Origin of the sequence: Gluconobacter potus (genome assembly GCF_015244705.1) — a bacterium.
Taxonomy (GTDB): Bacteria; Pseudomonadota; Alphaproteobacteria; order Acetobacterales; family Acetobacteraceae; genus Gluconobacter; species Gluconobacter potus.
This window is the reverse complement of sequence record NZ_JABCQF010000002.1, coordinates 157,887-174,470: the sequence shown is the minus strand read 5'-3', so window position 1 is coordinate 174,470 and position 16,584 is coordinate 157,887. Positions and strand designations below refer to the sequence as shown.

Here is a 16,584-nt window from a genome sequence, read left to right as displayed (position 1 = left end):
CCTTCATCGTGACATGATGCATCATGTCACCGAGTGGAGATCAACCATAGTCTGCATTTCCTCGTCCCATAGCACGTTGCTCCGGGCCTCACGGATACCATCCCGCCAGGTCAGGATTTTCACGTCCTGAAATGCCGGATGGGCCTCGTGACAGGCCAGCAGCCTGTAATTCGGAATGCCAGGGGCCATGTGGTGGACATGATGCGTTCCGATATCACCCGTAAACCAGCGCATCACCCGCGAGAAACGGAGAAACGAACAGCCGGTCACAGCCGCATCGAAACTGTTCCACTGAGGATTTCCGGCCCATTGCACGCCTTCAAACCTGTGCTGGACCAGAAAAAGCCAGACACCGGTCACGGCAGCTGGATAAATCACCATGAAGCTCACCAGCAGCACAAGCTTCCACCCGACAAGCCAGGAGAGAGCGACAAACATTGCCGCCAGACAGAGATTGGTTCCGTAAACGCCCACCCGCTCTCGGATCCAGTGCCGCGGTGTATCAAAAGCGAAGCGGTAGACGATGAAGAAGATGACTGGCGGCATCAAAAAGACCGTCAGGACCGGCTTCTTGCTCATCCGGTACAGGAACTTCTTCAGCCGTGTCATTTTACGGTATTCGGCGACAGTCATACAGTCCGAATACAGGTCAGACAGACGCCCCCGCGTGTCCATATTATTCCAGGACCCGTGGTGCAGGGCGTGATGCTTCTTCCAGTGATCATACGGGGTCAGCGTCAGCAGCGAGCAGAGCCATCCTGTCACGTCATTGGCCCATCGCCGTCGGAAAAGCGAGCCATGTCCGCAGTCATGCTGAAGAACAAAGGTCCGGATGGACAGGCCCGACGCCAGCGGGGTGAGCGCCAGAGACCACCACCAGCCCTTTACCAGACCGGCGTAAATCAGGATGTAGCAGAGCAGAAGCAGGCTGACGGTCGAGACAACCTGAAACAGGCTGGTCCAGAAATACGAGCCCTGATATTTGCGGACTGACCGTGCTGTTTCATCGGAATATCCTGACGCTTGCAGCTGGTTTTCCCTGACAGGCGTCATAATAATCCATATATTTCTCTAGAAAAATCAGTAATATGAATTATTTATATAATCAATACCATATCAATTTAATATTTGTAACAAACAATACTTATCTGTCGCAATATTTTTTGGTACACTCGATTTTTACTGCCAAGCTCTTGATGTCAGGCCCTGTTTTTACAAATATCCGGGCGCCCGGCCAGGCGATACGGATCAGCCGCGCAGGAGCGACATGATCTCCATCCGCGCAGCGCTGTCCCTCAGCCAGGTGCCGCGTGCGATGGACGTCACGGTCGTCGAGCCTGGCGAACGCACACCGCGCATGCTCATGCACATATGCTCGGCTTCGATCACAACCAGCACGGCTTCCGGCGCCAAAACATCTTCCATGCCCTGCGCGATCTGGTCCGTCAGGCGTTCCTGAAGCTGCGGACGACGGGCAAAGCCTTCGACCAGCCGCGCAATCTTGCTCAGTCCAGTCAGACGGCCACCTGCCGGCAGGTAGGCCACATGCGCTTTGCCATAGACCGGGAGCAGATGATGCTCACACATGGAATGGAAGCGGATGTCCTTGACGATGACCGCACCATGATGCCGGTCCGCCGAGAACTGCGTCTTCAGATGATCCCGTGGGTCCTGATGCAGACCGCTGAACACTTCGAGATACATCTTCGCCACGCGCTGCGGCGTATCAAGCAGGCCTTCACGCTCCGGATTTTCGCCCAGTGCCTCAAGGATCTCCCGCACGGCACCCGCAATCCGTACTTCCGCATCCGCAGGCAGCGGCAATGCTCCCATGGGGCGCAGTTCTTCGGAAGAAAGGCTGTCCTGACTGTCCGACAGACGTGCCGAAGCGGCGGTCATGATCGTGGCGTTCAGGTTGGTCATGCGGGTTCAGGCTCCTTGATGCCCCAACGGCCGGTGCCGTCAGGTGCGCGCCGGGTCACATCCCCCGGGCTCCGCGGCAGGACTGCTAGCGCGTCCCGCACGCGACGTCCACCAATGACGTGATCTGGATCAATTTCTGCAAGAGGCTCGAGCACAAAAGCCCGCTCGAACAGACACACATGCGGCAGCGTCAGCACCCGGTCCCGGATTTCCCGCGCTCCATAATAAAGAATGTCGATATCGACAGCCCGCGCCCCCCAGCGCACACCGGGCACACGACCCAGATCGGCCTCGATCGCCTTGCAGACCCGCAGAAGCGCGTGAGGCTCCAGCGTTGTCCGCCCGGTAGCGCAGATATTCACAAATGCCGGCTGCTCCACCCCGCCCCAGGGCGCGCTGTTATACAGTGACGACACATCCGCGATCTCAAGTCCATCCACCAGCGACAGCCGATCCACCGCCGCCGCCAGAACAGCCTCGCGCTCCCCAAGATTGCTCCCCAGCGAGAACGCAACCTCATGAACCCGGGCCTGCTCCACGGACACCGCCGTCCCTGAAACCGCATAAGGCACCGGCGCAGAGGGCTTGCGCACCTCGACCCGCACCCACTCCACACGCTCCAGCTTCGCCAACACGGTCTCAGCAATGCGCCCCGCCACTGTCTCGATCAGCTGCAGAGGCGGCCCCGTCACAATATCCGAAGCGATATCGCACAGCGTTCCGTAACAGACGGCCTGCTCGTAATCATCGCCCGCAATCGCGCCTGACAGATCGGCCCGGATCTCGATATCGACCACAAAGCGCTGCCCGATCCGCGTCTCCTCCGGCAGCACGCCGTGATAGCCAAACAGGCACAGATCCCGCACGAAAACGGAAGTCAGGACAGGAACGATCATCGGACATCCTTCAGAATCTGGCGCATTTTCAACGCATCCACATGCTCGCGCACATCATGCACCCGCAGGATCGCGGCCCCCTGCTCTACCCCATAGAGATTGGTCGCCAGCGTTCCCGCCAGCCGCTCGGACGACGCGCGCCCCAGAAAATGCCCGAACATCGACTTGCGCGACACCCCCAGCAGAACCGGCAGCCCATATTCGGACCGCAACTCCCCAAGCCGTGCCACGGCTTCAACATTCTGCGTCTGCGTCTTGCCAAATCCGACACCGGGATCGAGCACGATCCGCTCTTGCTCCAACCCGGCCCGCTCCGCCAGCTCCAGCGAGCGGTCAAAAAACCGCCGCCAGTCCGCGCGCAGGTCGAGCGCCGCATCCACCTCATGCCGGTTATGCATCAGCACGGCCACGGCATCCGAATCCGCCACCACGAATGCCATTTCCGGATCGGCCTGCAGCCCCCACACATCATTGATAACGTCAGCCCCGGCCTCAAGCGCCCGCCGGGCCACGAACGCCTTGGTGGTATCGACCGAAATGACGGCCCCTTCCGCCACAAGCGTCCCCACCACAGGCGAAAGCCGCGCCCATTCCTCTTCCGCCGGGACAGGCTCAAATCCCGGTCGCGTGGATTCAGCTCCGACGTCCAGCAGGTCGGCCCCATCTGCCAGCAACGCGCGTCCATGGGCCAGAGCCGCTTCAGGGCGCAGAAAACGGCCACCATCGGAAAAGGAATCCGGCGTGACGTTCACGATCCCCATCACTGCCACCGGCCCGTTTCCAGCCAGCTTCATCCGACTTTCCTTCATCCGTGCCGTTATCATACGGAGAGCCTCAACATCCCTTTCGGGAACTGCGGCAGCATGATCGTGTTTTCAGTTCTGCCCCAACCCAATCGCGCCCCCAGAAAGAAGGTACGCTTCATGTCCATCATCGATGACACTCCCTTCGAAGGCGAAGACCGCAAATACCAGGTCGCGACCGAACAGGCCGAGGCTGCTCTCCGCGCCCGGCAGATCGGGGACGACGCCTTGGCCGAACGCCTTCTGGACGCTGCCGAACGCACGGATCCCGAAGCGCTGGCCAATGTGCTGCAGCGCGACATTGACAGCCCCAACAGCCGGTCCCCAAACCACAGAACGCCTCCTGCCGCATCCGATGACGAAGTCGCCGCGATCACCCGCACGGTTCAGCCGGGTTCGGATGCTCCGTCCCGCGCCGGTATCCTTGACGGCAACGGGGACGCGGATGGCTCAGGCGCAGACAGCGAGAAACGCTGACCCCTTAAAGTGCCCCGATCAAAGTGTCCGGAGGCTCACGCCTTTCGGGCACGCTCCAGAAACGCATCCATCTGGTCCGCTTCGAGCGCACCCGGAGCCACGGCCGCCGTACCGAAAATGAACGTCGGCGTTCCGTCCAGACCAACGGCGCGCCCCTGATCCAGATTGGTGTTGATCAGCGCCACGGTCTGGGGAGAACTCATGTCGGCCGTCAGCTTCTTCACGTCGATGCCATTGGCCTGAGCCAGTTCGACGATCCGCTCCATGCTCGGCTTGGTGGTGTCTGCCATCAGCGCCCGACGCATGGCCTCATACTTGCCCTGTGCGCTCGCAGCGAAAATCGCCCGCGTATCGAGAACGCTGTTGTTACCCAGAACCGGCACGACCTTTTCGACCAGCCGGACATCCGGATGACGGCTGAGGAAACTGTCCACCTCGCCCATCATGGACCGGCAGTACGAACAGCGCGGATCATAGAATTCCACCACCGTGATCCTGCCATGCGGGTTGCCCCGAATGGCGAAATCGGGCGCAGTCTGAAGCTCGGACTGATGCGCCTTCACGGCAGCAAGCGTCGAATCCTGCTTCTGCTCCTCGGCCTTTTCACGGATCGCGCGGATGGCGTCCGTCAGGATGCTCGGATCGTTCTGCAGCGCATCACGCATGATGCCGACGATCTCGGCCCGCTGGGCAGGTGTGAAGGATGTCGCCGGAGCTGCCAGAGCCTGACCGCCCACAAGAAAGGCCATTCCGGCAACAACGGCAGACGCTGTGGCAAGCAGAGGGTATCTCAACGGAAAGCTCCGGATCAGCTGAAGGAAAGACAGGACATCAGGTCCATACGGCATAAAGAAGGTCTGTGGCAAAGAGAAGACACCAACTCGCCTCTCCCACAAACAACAGATTCCCGTTATGAGGGAACAACAACCGGACCAGGACCCACGGCGCAGACCCGTCTGCCCGCGCCCGCCATCCGCGAAGGCCACGAGGCCGGACAGTCGTGACCAGACATTGGAGAAACGCCAGGTGGCGCATCGACAGCACCAGATTTCCACCCCGGACGCCACACAGGCCCGTCGCGTCTCTTCCCGCCTGCCCGCCTCACTGATGGCGTCGGTCGCCTCGGGCCTTCTGCTGAGCGCCTGCTCGTGGATCCCGGGCTCCCATCTCGTCGGCATCAGCGAAACATCCGCTCCTGCAGGCGGCAGCATCGGCACGGTCGTCGCTGACGAACCGCAGGCTGCCCTGGTCGGCCATGACGTGCTGGCCCGTGGCGGCAACGCAGCCGATGCCGCCACCGCGACGGCCCTGGCGCTCGGCGTCACCCTGCCGTCCCGTGCATCTTTCGGCGGCGGCGGCGCCTGCCTCGTCAGCCGTCCCGGCGAAGTGGCACAGTCCATCACGTTCCAGACCCGCGCCGGCACCAGCAAGGGCGCCGATCGTCCGGCTGCCACACCGGCCGACTTCCGTGGCCTGTATCTGATGCAGCTCCATTACGGCACGGTCGATTTCAATGATCTGATCGCCCCGGCCCTCAATCTCGCCAGCACGGGCATCACTGTCAGCCGCACGCTGGCAGCCGATCTGGCCGCCGTGCGTCCGGCCCTTCTGGCCGATGACGGTGCCCGCGCCATCTTCGGCCGCGGCGACGCCTCCACTCTCGTGGCCGGTGACAGCCTGGCCCAGCCGCGCCTCGCAGGCTTCCTGGAGCGCATCCGGGTTGCCGGCGTCGGCGACCTCTATAACGGGGCTCTGGCTGACGTCTACGTGACCGCAGCCCAGAAAGCCGGGGGTGGCCTGAACGATGACGACATGCGCCAGACCCTTCCCCTCCAGACAGAAGCCCTGACGACGCGACAGGGCGGTGTGGAAGCCTCGTTCCTGGCCCCGCCAGCCGATGGTGGCCTTGGAGCAGCCGTCCGCTACACGACCGGCGCCTCCGCTCAGGGCACCGTCGCGGCATGGCGCGCCTCCGGCAACACATCGCTCGCCGCCGCCCAGGCGGCTCTCAACAGCGGCCGTTCCGGTGGTGGCTCCCTTCCGGCCCTTCCGGCTTCGACGTCCTTTGTCGTGACCGACCATTCCGGCATGGCCGTGGCCTGCGTCCTGAGTGACAACAACCTGTTCGGAACCGGCCGTATTGCGGGCAGCACCGGCGTCGTGCTCGGCGCATCTCCCGCCCGTACACCCCAGCCGCTGCTCTCCGCCGCCGTCCTGCGTGACCAGCGCAACCTGCGCGCTGTCATCGCGGCCTCCGGCCAGAACGAAGCCGCCGATGCCGTCGGAGACGCTGCCCGCGCTGCCGCACATGAAACCCCGATTCCGCATGAGGGCGCTGGCCGCATCAACGCCATCCTTTGCCAGGGCAACGATTCGTGCCGCGGCTCCACGGACCCCCGTGCCGCTGGCCTCGCCGCGGGCACGACGAACGACAGCAGGAACTGACGAAAAAAGCCCCGCCGATCTTCTGACCGGCGGGGCTTTTTCCTGACCGGGGCTCTACCCGGTAAAACTTCGCACCAGACTTCCCGCCACCAGCGACCAGCCGTCCACCACGACGAAAAAGATCAGCTTGAACGGCAGGGATACAGTACTGGGGGGCAGCATCATCATGCCAAGGCTCATCAACACGCTGGACACCACCAGATCGATGACCAGAAACGGCAGATAGAGCAGAAATCCCATCTCAAAACCGCGACGCAGTTCCCCGATCATGAAGGCCGGAACCAACACGCGCCACGGCGTATCCCCGATCTTCGCGGGTGGCTTCTCATGCGCGATGTTCAGGAACGTCGCCACATCCGCAGGACGTGCCGTCACCGCCATAAAATCATGGAACGGCTGGGCCGCGGCCGTAAGACCTTCCATTTCGCCGACACGCCCGGCCATCATCGGCTCGATCCCCGCATCCCAGGATTTCTGAAGCGTCGGCTGCATCACAAACAGCGTCAGAAACAGAGCCAGCCCGATCAGAACCGTATTGGGGGGTGTTCCCTGCGCCCCCAGCGCACTGCGCAACAGGGACAGGACGATCACGATCCGCGTAAACGCCGTGATCATTACCAGCAGGCTCGGCGCCAGAGACAGAACAGTGATCAGAGCCGTCAGCTGCACCAGCCGACTAGTCGTCCCCGCGCCACCAGAAGCACCATTCTGCCCCAGATCGATGCTTACGGCCTGAGCATGCGCCAGATGCGGAAAAGCCAGACAGGCCAGCAATACGAAAACCGGGACCAGCCCCCGAAGTACGGACAGACCCTTCCTCATGCCACGTCCTCCGCGCCAGAAGCGTCGAGCGCCGAAGCAAACGTGTCTCGCTCTGTCCAGTCCATCAGGATGTCCTGATTCCCACCCGTCAGGATCAAAACCTCCCGTGCGCCATAACGCACAACCGAAAGACGCCGTGTCCGGTCCAGCGCCATCTGCCCCACCAGCGAAAGTCCCGCCTGCCCCTCCCGAGCACCGCCCCTTTTCTGTTCCAGAAAACGCAGCAGGGGTCGGGCACAGAAAATCAGCACGATAATAAAAATCAGAGCGGCAATCGCGTTCACGCACTCATGCAGGGTCATAGGTCAGTCATCCTCATTCCCCTACATGATGCCCAAGACCGATTAACGACCGCTTAATTGCCCCTCGGTTTTGCCAAAGATGCTGTCCAAAAAGCAGAAAACCCCTGTCCTGAGCATGCTGTCCCTGTCAGAAATATTTTTCTGAATGTTTCTGCGCAGGACCAGACGTCGTGAACGCCCATCCCCAGACGATCCAGATTTTCCTTCCCTCCGGCGATCCACAGGGAATCCGTACTGCCTCCATCACCACCCGGATCGTGCAGGTTGTCGAAATTCCCCGCCTGCGACTGGAGGAATTTCTGAAGCGGCCCGAAGCCAACTCGGTCGGCATTTACATCCTGTTCGGTGAAAACGACGAAACGGAACGGCCGAAAGCCTATGTCGGACAGACCGGAAATTTCGGAAACCGCCTGAAGCAGCACAACGAGAAGAAGGGCCTCTGGTGGAACCGGGCCGTCGTCGCCTTCTCGCTCACCCAAAGCCTGACCGTCACACACGCGCACTATCTGGAATGGCTCGCCCTCAGCCATGCCGCACAGGCCCAGCGCTTTGAAATGGACAACGGCACAGGCGGCACAAAACCCCACACCCTGCCCGCGCTGGAAGCAGAATGTCGTGAAATTTTCGAAACAATCGACATCCTGCTGACGACCCTGGGATACCCGATTTTCGAACCCCTCATCCGCAACCGGAATCCTGTTACTCAGACAACTGAACCTGTTCTGGATTTACAGAAACAGTCCATCCCAACCGAATTTTATTGCCGTGCATCCGGCGTGGACGGACGTGCCCAGTATACGCAAGAAGGACTGGTGGTACTGGCAGGCTCTTATGGCCGCGCTGAAGTTTCTAGCAGTTTTAATTATGCTCAGAAGCGACAGGCCATGCTGGAGCAAGGTCTGTTACGTATTGAAGGCGACCGCATTTATTTCACCCGCGACGTACTGTTCAAAGCCCCAAGCCCCGCGGCCACCGTCCTGCTGGGACATTCTGTCAACGGCTGGGCGAAGTGGAAAGACAGCACCGGAAAGACTTTAGAAGAGGCTATGGATCGCTCTACGCCCGGTAACGACTGCGAAGCCTGACAAAGTCCCCTCACACCCCTCTCCCACAGCAGAATCGACGGCTCAGGCAACCATTTATTAAAGATTTCACGCCATCATGCGCTTCACCGGGATTTTTCCGGCACCTGCATGATGGAGACTGTCTCGATGCGTAACATCGACCCAACCAGCGCAGGCGGCACCGACCTTTTTTCTCTGGGCCGTGACCGCATGAACTGGCTTCAGGCGCGCCAGCAGGTGCTGGCCGGCAACATCGCCAACTCCGATACACCGGACTACCAGGCCAAGGACGTCTCCCCTTTCGAGGCGGCGATGGGCGAATTCGACATTACGCCCACCGTCACCCAGCCCGATCATATCGGTTACAACGCCTCAGGCACCCACACCATCGAGACCACATCCGAACAGTCCCTGGATGGTAATCAGGTTTCTCTGGACCAGCAGATGGAACAGGTCGCAGACGTGAACGACCAGCAGCATCTCGCCGTGAACGTCTATTCGAAATACCTGAGCATGTTCCAGACGGCACTCGGCAAGTAAGGAGCCTGACGGATGAACCTGTCCACCACCATCGGCATTTCCGCAAGCGGCATGGACGCACAGGCCCAGCGCCTGCGCATCGTCGCGGAAAACCTCGCCAATCAGGATACGACCGGCTCCCAGCCCGGCGCAGATCCCTATCGTCGCAAGACCATCACCTTCGCCGAACATGTAGACGACGAAACGGGTGCCTCGACCGTGGATGTCCAGAATGTCGGACAGGACATGTCGGACTTCGACACCCGCTACGACCCATCCCATCCCGCCGCTGATGAACGCGGCTACGTCAAGGTTTCCAACGTGGATTCCATGACCGAGATGATGGACATGCGTGAAGCCGAACGTTCCTACGAAGCCAACCTTAATGCCCTGTCGAGCACCCGGACCATGCTGTCCCGTACACTCGACCTGCTGAAGTAATCCAGATGCTCACATCCCTCACCCAGGCCCATAATGCCTACGCCGTCCAGAGTCTCCAGAGCCGCCTGCAGGGGCTTACGGACAATGTCGATGACGGGATACAGTCGTCCGCAGCGACCGCCAGCAGCAGTTCCGGTACGGATTTCGGCTCCATCCTCTCCCAGTCCGTCAGCAGCGTCATCGACAGCGGTCATGATGCCGAAGCCAAGGCCGCACAGGGCCTGACAGGCGGCGAAGACATGACGCAGATCGTCACCGCGGTGTCCAACGCGCAGCTCGCTCTCCAGACCACGACCGTGATCCGCGACCGCATGGTACAGGCGTATCAGGACGTGATGAAAATGACGATCTGACCATGCAGGCCATCGATCTCGGCGCCATTCTGGAACAGACCTTTCTCGTCGCTCTCAAGCTGAGTGCCCCCGCCCTCCTGACTGCCCTCGGGGTCGGCCTTCTGGTCTCGCTGGTGCAGGCGGTCACCCAGCTCAACGAGGCCACACTGTCCTTCGTCCCCAAGGTGCTGGCGATCGGGGCCGTCATGGTCATGGCCGGCTCCTTCATGACCGCAACGCTCATCAGCTTTACCCGACATCTCTTCGACCAGCTCATCCTCGTCGGTACCACCTGAGCCCTCCCCTTCCGGATTCGGAGTTGACTGACATGCCTGTGTCCGGATTTTCCGGTCTGAAAGACGCTCTGCTGTGAATGCTGGTCTTGCCGGTCCGGGCGGAGCAAGCGCGTTACAGGGGCTGGATCTCAGTGGACCGGCCCTGAGCGTCTGGGCCCTCGCCTTTGTTCTGGTCCTTTCCCGCACCGGGGCGGTCGTCATGGTCATGCCGGGTCTTGGCGAACAGTCCATGCCCATGATGATCCGTGCGGGATGCGCCATCACCCTCACGGTTCTCCTCCTTCCACTCGTCGCCCCCCTGCTGATGCAGGACCACCTGGATGCATTGGCCCCGCTGGGGCTCTGCGGCATGATCGCCGTCGAGCTCTTTGCCGGAATCCTGGTCGGCTGGATGGCGCGTCTGATCTGCATGGCCCTGCCGATTGCTGGGCAGATCATCGCGGTCTGCATGGGGATTTCGAGCGTTCTTCAACCGGACCCGGATCTGGGTTCGGGCAGTTCCGCGCCTGCCCGCTTCCTGAACCTGCTGGCGCCTCTCGTGCTTCTCGTGACCGGCGCATATATCCTGCCCGTCCGCGCGATCCTCGGCAGTTACAGCATCATTCCGCCGGGAGGAGCCCTGCTTGCCGCTGCTTCTCACGCACACTGGAACCTGCTGGGCGATTCCACCCAAGGCATCATCCAACTCACGGAACGCAGCTTCGCCCTCGGACTGGAGCTCAGTGCGCCATTTCTGATCCTGTCGCTTGTCTGGCAGGGCATGCTCGGCATCATGACGCGCCTGCTCCCCACCCTGCAGATCTATAATGCCGCCAGTCCCCTTCAGCTTCTCGGCGGCATCGCTCTTCTGGGCCTCACGCTGAGCACCATGGTCACCATCTGGCAGGGACAGGCTTTCGACGTCCTCCGCGCTCTTCCAGGACTTTGAAGCATGTCTGATTCCGACGACAAGACAGAAGCCCCGTCCTCACAACGCCTTCAGAAGGCGCGTGAGGACGGGCAGATCGTCATGTCACGCGAGGCCATGAATTTTGTGGTTCTTCTGGGCGGATTTGCAGGAATTTTCATGGTTCTGCCGTATCTGGTGACGGACTTTGTACACGTCATGCTGGTCCTTATGGCCAATGCCGGCACGGTCCCCATGGCACAGGGGGGCCTGCTCAACAGTACGGACCACGCCATTGAAGCCGGGCTGAAGCTGGCCGTGCCAATGGCAGCGACCGTCGCCGTGCTCTGCCTTGGGAGCGGGTTCCTGCAGACAGGGTTCCTCATCCATCCTGAATCCCTGCTTCCGAAATTCGAACGGATCTCTCCTCTGGCGGGTTTCAAGCGCATCGCCGGTGGCGGAACGCTTCCCGATACGTTCAAGGCCCTCGCGAAATTTGCGATTTTTGCCGTGGTCCTTTGGAATATCTCCAAAGGTGCCATCCCGAGCGCACCGCGAATGGTCGGGATGGAACCCGGCCCCCTCCTGAAAATGATGACGGATCTCGGCTTCAGGGCCGCATCCGCCATGATTCTGGCGCAACTGGTCATCGCCGGCTTTGATATTTTCTGGATGCGTTTCCGGCATATCTCCAAACTGAAGATGAGCCGCGAAGACCTCAAGGACGAATACAAGAACACGGAAGGCGATCCGCACGTCAAAGGCCGCCAGAAAGCCCTGCGCGCAAAAGCGGCCAGGCAGCGCATGATGGCGGCCGTCAAGACAGCGACCGTTGTCGTCACCAATCCGACGCATTACGCCGTCGCACTTGTTTACGAGAAGGGCAGCGGTGGCGCGCCAAAAATCGTCGCAAAGGGCATGGACGAAGTGGCGGCCCGCATCAGGGAAATCGCACAGGACAACCGCATCCCGATTGTGGCCAACCCGCCGCTGGCCCGCACACTTTTCACCCTTCCTCTCGAAAGCGAAATCCCTGCTGAACATTTCAAGGTCGTCGCGGCCATCATTGCCTATGTCTGGAAACTCAAACGCCCTGCCAGCCGTTCTGCTCCCCTGCGATAGACACAGCCGCCGGTCCTGAAAAAATCTTTCCTGGAAGCGACCAGCCCCCTTGGCGAAAGGGGGGTCAGGCATGATATGTCTGCACGAGAACATTTTGCGAACACAGGAAGCACAGGAAGCCGGCAATCGCGGAAATCGCGGCTCTTTGCGAGAGTGGCCGCCCGGTCTATCGTATCCTGGAAACGCCAGCCCCAACCTATTGCGAGGATTGAATGGACAAGACCAAGGCGCTTGAAGGCGCACTCAGCCAGATTGAGCGCGCCTTCGGCAAAGGCTCGATCATGCGCATGGGCCAGCGCCCGAAAGTGGAAGCCAATGTGATTTCCACGGGATCCATCGGGCTGGACATCGCTCTCGGGATCGGTGGCATGCCCCGCGGCCGTATCGTCGAAATCTACGGACCGGAAAGCTCGGGCAAGACCACTCTCGCCCTGCATGTGCTTGCCGAAGCCCAGAAAAAGGGCGGCACCGTGGCCTTCATCGATGCCGAACATGCGCTCGACCCGGGCTATGCCCGCAAACTCGGCGTCAACATCGACGATCTTCTCCTGAGCCAGCCGGATGCCGGCGAACAGGCACTGGAAATTGCTGACACGCTGGTCCGCTCCGGCGCCGTTGACGTGCTGGTCGTGGACTCTGTCGCCGCACTTGTGCCCCGCGCCGAACTCGAAGGCGATATGGGCGATAGCCATGTCGGCCTACACGCCCGTCTCATGAGCCAAGCCCTGCGCAAGCTGACTGGAACGGTCTCGCGCTCCAACACGCTCGTCATCTTCCTGAACCAGATCCGCATGAAGATCGGCGTGATGTTCGGCAATCCGGAAACGACGACCGGCGGTAACGCGCTGAAGTTCTACTCTTCCATCCGTCTCGACATCCGCCGCATCGGCTCCATCAAGGACAAGGACGAGGTCGTCGGCAACCAGACCCGAGTCAAGGTCGTGAAAAACAAGATGGCGCCCCCGTTCCGCCAGGTCGAGTTCGACATCATGTATGGCGAAGGCATCAGCAAGATGGGCGAACTGCTCGATCTGGGCGTGAAGGGCAACATCGTCGAGAAGTCCGGCGCATGGTTCTCCTTTGACAGCCAGCGCATCGGACAGGGTCGTGAAAACGCCAAGCAGTTCCTGCGCGAGCATCCGGAGATGGCCTCCGAAATCGAGCGCCGCATCCGCGCAGAAGCCGGCGTCCTCTCCGACGCCCTGATGACGGATCCGGAGCCCGACGCCGAAGGCACCCCGGAAGACTGAAACAAAAAAAGGGCTCCTTCCGGAGCCCTTTTTTATGCCGTTTGACTATCGAGAAGAGGATCGCTCAGGCGGCGATCTTGCTCCGGACCCGATCCCAGAGCTTTGCACCCTTGATGATCGCACGCGCTATCGCCGGCGTCGTCGTCGGCCGTAGCAGACGTGGATCATAACCGGAGAACCGGCGGTCATCCTCGTCCAGACAGAGCTGCATCAGGTCTGGAAGACTGATGTCCATCGTCGTCATGTCCTTGGCACCCGTGACCGTGAAATTGTTGTCCTGCGTGTGTTCTTCACCGTTCTCGTCGATCGAACGGGCCAGACCCATGCGCTCATAGGCCAGGAACAGCCACACTGCGATCACACGCAGCTCGAACCAGGGCCGCTTCCAGAACGGCATGGTCGCCCGGTGCCAGGCCAGCCAGTTCGCGAACAGCAGGATATGGCGGCACTCTTCCTGCATCACCGGCTCGAACGTCTCGATCAGTTCCTGCGGGAACAGCCCGGCCCGCTCGGCAAGCGCGAACAGACCAAACGCGAAGAAGCTGTCCACACATTCCGAGAAACCCGTGACCAGATACGCCCATTCCGTATCCTTCGGCGTCACATACGGAGGCTCCGGCGCCATCGGAATGTTGTAGGCCTCGACCAGCTTGGTCAGGACTTCCTTGTGCCGGTTCTCTTCCCAGGCATTACGCGACAGCGCATCCTTCATGTCCGGGTCGGTGATCATGTCCGCATAGGCGGCCATGCGCAGGCGGGCCTTACCCTCGGTCTGGACCGCAATATCCCAGATCGGCAGCGACGTGATGCGATGCAGCGTCTCCGGATCCAGCTTCGGCCAGTCGATCACGGACGGCTTGTACGGATTGAACGTATCACGGAACATCGCGGCGACGGCCCGTTTGTGCTCTTCCGTACCCGGCTTGAGCGGCCCCTGGATCGGGCTGCTCCAGTGGCGCGCTTCGTAATCAACGCGCTCGAGCGTCTTCTCCGACGGTGCGTCGGGAAGATGGGAATAGATTTCGGCCAGACTTTTCATAACTGTGTTCGCGGCATGCCGGAAAGGCACGCCGTGCCCCTTGGAGCTTGTAGTTTTTACTTGAGTTCGGTTGCCGAGTGGATGATGCGGTTCACGAGGCCATAGGCAATGGCTTCATGGGCCGACATCCAGTAGTTGCGGTCCGTATCCTTGGCGACCTTTTCGTAGGTCTGCCCGGTTTCCTTCGCAAATATCCGGTTCAGGCGCTCGCGCATCTTGATGATCTCGCGGGCCTCGATGTCGATATCCGTTGCCGGACCACGCACGCCACCCATCGGCTGGTGCAGCAGAAAGCGCGTGTTCGGCAGGCAGACCCGTCGTTCCGGACGGCCGGCAGCGTAGATCAGCGCACCAGCGGAGGCGACCCAGCCGGTCCCGATCATGTTGATCGGCGCAATCGAATCCACGAAACGGATCATGTCATGGATGGTGTCACCACTCTCCACATGACCGCCCGGGGAGTTCACATACACGTCGATCGGCTTGTCGGACGTCCCGGCCAGCGCCAGAAGGCGACCGGTGACATCACGGGCGATCTTGTCGTTGATACCGCCGAAGATCAGGACTTTCCGCTGATCGAACAGACGGCCCTCAAGCTCGCTGATCGGGCTGTTCAGCGTCTTGTTGTCGTCTTCTTTGGTTTCGGGCTCCGGAGCATCCGGCTCGTCGTCCAGATGGATCGGGTCCAGGCGGGTCGGGGTCATTCTGGTGATATCCATATCGTTTCCAGATCCAGCATGCATCTTCATACTCCCTATCCTGCGCTTCGTTTTCGTCGGTGCCAAGTCCTCCTTCGGATCGGGCTTCCGATCCGGACCGACAGGAACTCTCGCCATCCCTGCCACGAACCGCTAGTCTCCGCCGCATTTGGACATTCTACAGACGGCAGGAACGGCACAGTGGTCCCAGGGAACAGCAGGCAGCCCATGACAGCGGCGACACGCAGGACTGCGAGAAAAATCCCGTTTCTCCTGCTGATGACCGCGCCGCTGCTGGCGGCCTGCCAGCATCAGGACGCAACGGATACCGTAACCGGCTGGTGGCACAACTTTGAAGGCGGCGAGATTGCCAAGCTGCGCGCCCCACCGCCGGGCGAGAACCTGCGCTATCCGCATGTCGGCCGTACCCCGACGCAGGCCCCCGACCTTCCGACGCCCGAGGCACGTCTGTCACTGACGACACAGCTTGAAGCCCAGCGGAACCTGGCCCAGCGCGAAAGTGCGGCCCAGGGTGCCCTGCCGACCATTCCCCCGCCGCCCAAACCTGCCCCGGCCGCCACGACAGCCAATACGGAACAGAGCGGCATGACCATGACGACAGTCGGACAGCCGGAACCGGAGAGCCCTTCCGCCATCAATCCGGCTCCCGATCTGACGACGACATCGGTCCCCAATGCTTCCGCACCAGCAAAAAAGACGGCTCCCTCCGCCCCGGCGGCGGAAGCGGAACTTCCCGCCGTCGTTGCGAAATCCATCCCCCCGACCCCGCCGGGCCAGTTCCCGAAAATCGGCGATCTGCCTCCACCTCCGCCGCAGTTTCCGGGGTTCGACCTGCCGCGTGATGCAATGGTCAGTGATCCCGTCCGCCCGGATATCGACACATCCACGCCCCAAGGCACCCTGATCCGCTTCCAGCCCGCAACGGACCACGTCACGGGTGATCCGCAGGGTGATTACCAGCACATCGTTTCCCTGCGCGGGAACAAGCGCCTGACCATCCTTGGCTTCGGGGCCTTCATGAGCGCGGATGCAGCCCTTGCGCCCGCGGACCAGAACCGGGAAATCGCGCTGGGCCTGCTGCGCGCCCGCGTGGTCGCCCGCGCTCTGATCGCGCGCGGCGTGCCCGCATCCGCAATCATTCTCAAAGCCGAAGCCATTGGCGATGGCGTCCGGGTTACGATCAACCACTGACACTGCGAGCAGCCCGGAAGAGATCCCCTGGAAGACGACATTGTGAAATCAGGCGCA

General features: G+C 61.1%; 20 protein-coding genes. 11 read left to right on the top strand and 9 right to left on the bottom strand.

What is annotated here, in order from left to right; translation table 11 throughout:
- Nucleotides 1–21: 21 nt before the first annotated feature.
- From HKD31_RS04895 to folP, 4 genes are all read right to left on the bottom strand, one after another.
- The gene (locus HKD31_RS04895) at nt 22–1,053 is read right to left on the bottom strand and encodes a fatty acid desaturase family protein (RefSeq protein WP_194264333.1); all 1,032 of its coding nucleotides are present in this window, start codon (nt 1,051–1,053) and stop codon (nt 22–24) included.
- A 195-nt stretch (nt 1,054–1,248) separates the two neighbouring features.
- On the bottom strand, nt 1,249–1,923 hold the full coding sequence (gene folE / locus HKD31_RS04890) for a GTP cyclohydrolase I FolE (protein WP_080691937.1): 675 nt from the start codon (nt 1,921–1,923) through the stop codon (nt 1,249–1,251).
- The gene (folK, locus tag HKD31_RS04885) at nt 1,920–2,819 is read right to left on the bottom strand and encodes a 2-amino-4-hydroxy-6-hydroxymethyldihydropteridine diphosphokinase (RefSeq protein WP_194264334.1); all 900 of its coding nucleotides are present in this window, start codon (nt 2,817–2,819) and stop codon (nt 1,920–1,922) included. The genes folE and folK overlap by 4 nt, the downstream gene beginning before the upstream one ends.
- Nucleotides 2,816–3,613, bottom strand: coding sequence for a dihydropteroate synthase (gene folP / locus HKD31_RS04880; protein WP_228120233.1), 798 nt, complete (start codon nt 3,611–3,613; stop codon nt 2,816–2,818). The genes folK and folP overlap by 4 nt, the downstream gene beginning before the upstream one ends.
- A 129-nt stretch (nt 3,614–3,742) precedes the next feature.
- Here folP and HKD31_RS04875 point away from each other — a divergent pair, with 129 nt between their 5' ends.
- Entirely contained in the window at nt 3,743–4,099 is a 357-nt protein-coding gene (locus tag HKD31_RS04875; protein ID WP_228120232.1) for a hypothetical protein, read from the top strand.
- A gap of 35 nt (nt 4,100–4,134) precedes the next feature.
- On the opposite strand, the gene HKD31_RS04870 is transcribed toward HKD31_RS04875, so the two are convergent.
- Complete coding sequence (locus HKD31_RS04870) at nt 4,135–4,893, bottom strand: DsbA family protein (RefSeq protein ID WP_226986551.1); 759 nt, start codon at nt 4,891–4,893, stop codon at nt 4,135–4,137.
- A 232-nt stretch (nt 4,894–5,125) separates the two neighbouring features.
- Between HKD31_RS04870 and HKD31_RS04865 the strand changes: the two genes are divergently transcribed.
- The gene (locus HKD31_RS04865) at nt 5,126–6,544 is read left to right on the top strand and encodes a gamma-glutamyltransferase (RefSeq protein ID WP_194264337.1); all 1,419 of its coding nucleotides are present in this window, start codon (nt 5,126–5,128) and stop codon (nt 6,542–6,544) included.
- Nucleotides 6,545–6,598: 54 nt separating this feature from the next.
- Here HKD31_RS04865 and fliP read toward each other — a convergent pair whose 3' ends face one another.
- On the bottom strand, nt 6,599–7,366 hold the full coding sequence (gene fliP / locus HKD31_RS04860) for a flagellar type III secretion system pore protein FliP (protein WP_194264338.1): 768 nt from the start codon (nt 7,364–7,366) through the stop codon (nt 6,599–6,601).
- On the bottom strand, nt 7,363–7,668 hold the full coding sequence (locus tag HKD31_RS04855) for a flagellar biosynthetic protein FliO (RefSeq protein WP_194264339.1): 306 nt from the start codon (nt 7,666–7,668) through the stop codon (nt 7,363–7,365). The genes fliP and HKD31_RS04855 overlap by 4 nt, the downstream gene beginning before the upstream one ends.
- Nucleotides 7,669–7,838: 170 nt before the next feature.
- On the opposite strand from HKD31_RS04855, the gene HKD31_RS04850 reads away from it, so the two are divergent.
- The 8 genes from HKD31_RS04850 (at nt 7,839) to recA (ending at nt 13,578) form a co-directional block, all read left to right on the top strand.
- Nucleotides 7,839–8,753, top strand: coding sequence for a DUF4357 domain-containing protein (locus tag HKD31_RS04850; protein ID WP_194264340.1), 915 nt, complete (start codon nt 7,839–7,841; stop codon nt 8,751–8,753).
- A gap of 126 nt (nt 8,754–8,879) precedes the next feature.
- The gene (locus HKD31_RS04845) at nt 8,880–9,272 is read left to right on the top strand and encodes a flagellar basal body rod protein FlgB (RefSeq protein WP_194264341.1); all 393 of its coding nucleotides are present in this window, start codon (nt 8,880–8,882) and stop codon (nt 9,270–9,272) included.
- Nucleotides 9,273–9,284: 12 nt separating this feature from the next.
- On the top strand, nt 9,285–9,692 hold the full coding sequence (flgC, locus tag HKD31_RS04840; protein WP_011253054.1) for a flagellar basal body rod protein FlgC: 408 nt from the start codon (nt 9,285–9,287) through the stop codon (nt 9,690–9,692).
- Between the two features lie 5 nt (nt 9,693–9,697).
- Entirely contained in the window at nt 9,698–10,045 is a 348-nt protein-coding gene (fliE, locus tag HKD31_RS04835) for a flagellar hook-basal body complex protein FliE (RefSeq protein ID WP_194264342.1), read from the top strand.
- Nucleotides 10,046–10,047: 2 nt separating this feature from the next.
- Nucleotides 10,048–10,320, top strand: coding sequence for a flagellar biosynthetic protein FliQ (locus HKD31_RS04830; protein WP_011253052.1), 273 nt, complete (start codon nt 10,048–10,050; stop codon nt 10,318–10,320).
- Between the two features lie 73 nt (nt 10,321–10,393).
- Complete coding sequence (locus HKD31_RS04825; protein WP_194264343.1) at nt 10,394–11,248, top strand: flagellar biosynthetic protein FliR; 855 nt, start codon at nt 10,394–10,396, stop codon at nt 11,246–11,248.
- 3 nt (nt 11,249–11,251) lie between these two features.
- Nucleotides 11,252–12,328 carry an EscU/YscU/HrcU family type III secretion system export apparatus switch protein gene (locus HKD31_RS04820; RefSeq protein ID WP_194264344.1) on the top strand — a complete coding sequence of 359 codons (1,077 nt, stop codon included), beginning with the start codon at nt 11,252–11,254 and terminating at the stop codon, nt 12,326–12,328.
- A gap of 212 nt (nt 12,329–12,540) precedes the next feature.
- Nucleotides 12,541–13,578 (top strand): recombinase RecA, encoded by a 1,038-nt coding sequence (recA, locus tag HKD31_RS04815; protein WP_194264345.1) that lies wholly within the window; start codon nt 12,541–12,543, stop codon nt 13,576–13,578.
- 64 nt (nt 13,579–13,642) lie between these two features.
- Here recA and HKD31_RS04810 read toward each other — a convergent pair whose 3' ends face one another.
- Both HKD31_RS04810 and HKD31_RS04805 read right to left on the bottom strand, forming a co-directional pair.
- Nucleotides 13,643–14,617: a ferritin family protein gene (locus HKD31_RS04810; RefSeq protein ID WP_194264346.1), complete on the bottom strand. Its 975-nt coding sequence runs from the start codon at nt 14,615–14,617 to the stop codon at nt 13,643–13,645.
- 56 nt (nt 14,618–14,673) lie between these two features.
- On the bottom strand, nt 14,674–15,321 hold the full coding sequence (locus HKD31_RS04805) for an ATP-dependent Clp protease proteolytic subunit (protein WP_228120230.1): 648 nt from the start codon (nt 15,319–15,321) through the stop codon (nt 14,674–14,676).
- Nucleotides 15,322–15,543: 222 nt separating this feature from the next.
- Between HKD31_RS04805 and HKD31_RS04800 the strand changes: the two genes are divergently transcribed.
- Nucleotides 15,544–16,527 (top strand): hypothetical protein, encoded by a 984-nt coding sequence (locus HKD31_RS04800; protein ID WP_194264348.1) that lies wholly within the window; start codon nt 15,544–15,546, stop codon nt 16,525–16,527.
- The last annotated feature ends 57 nt before the right edge of the window (nt 16,528–16,584 follow it).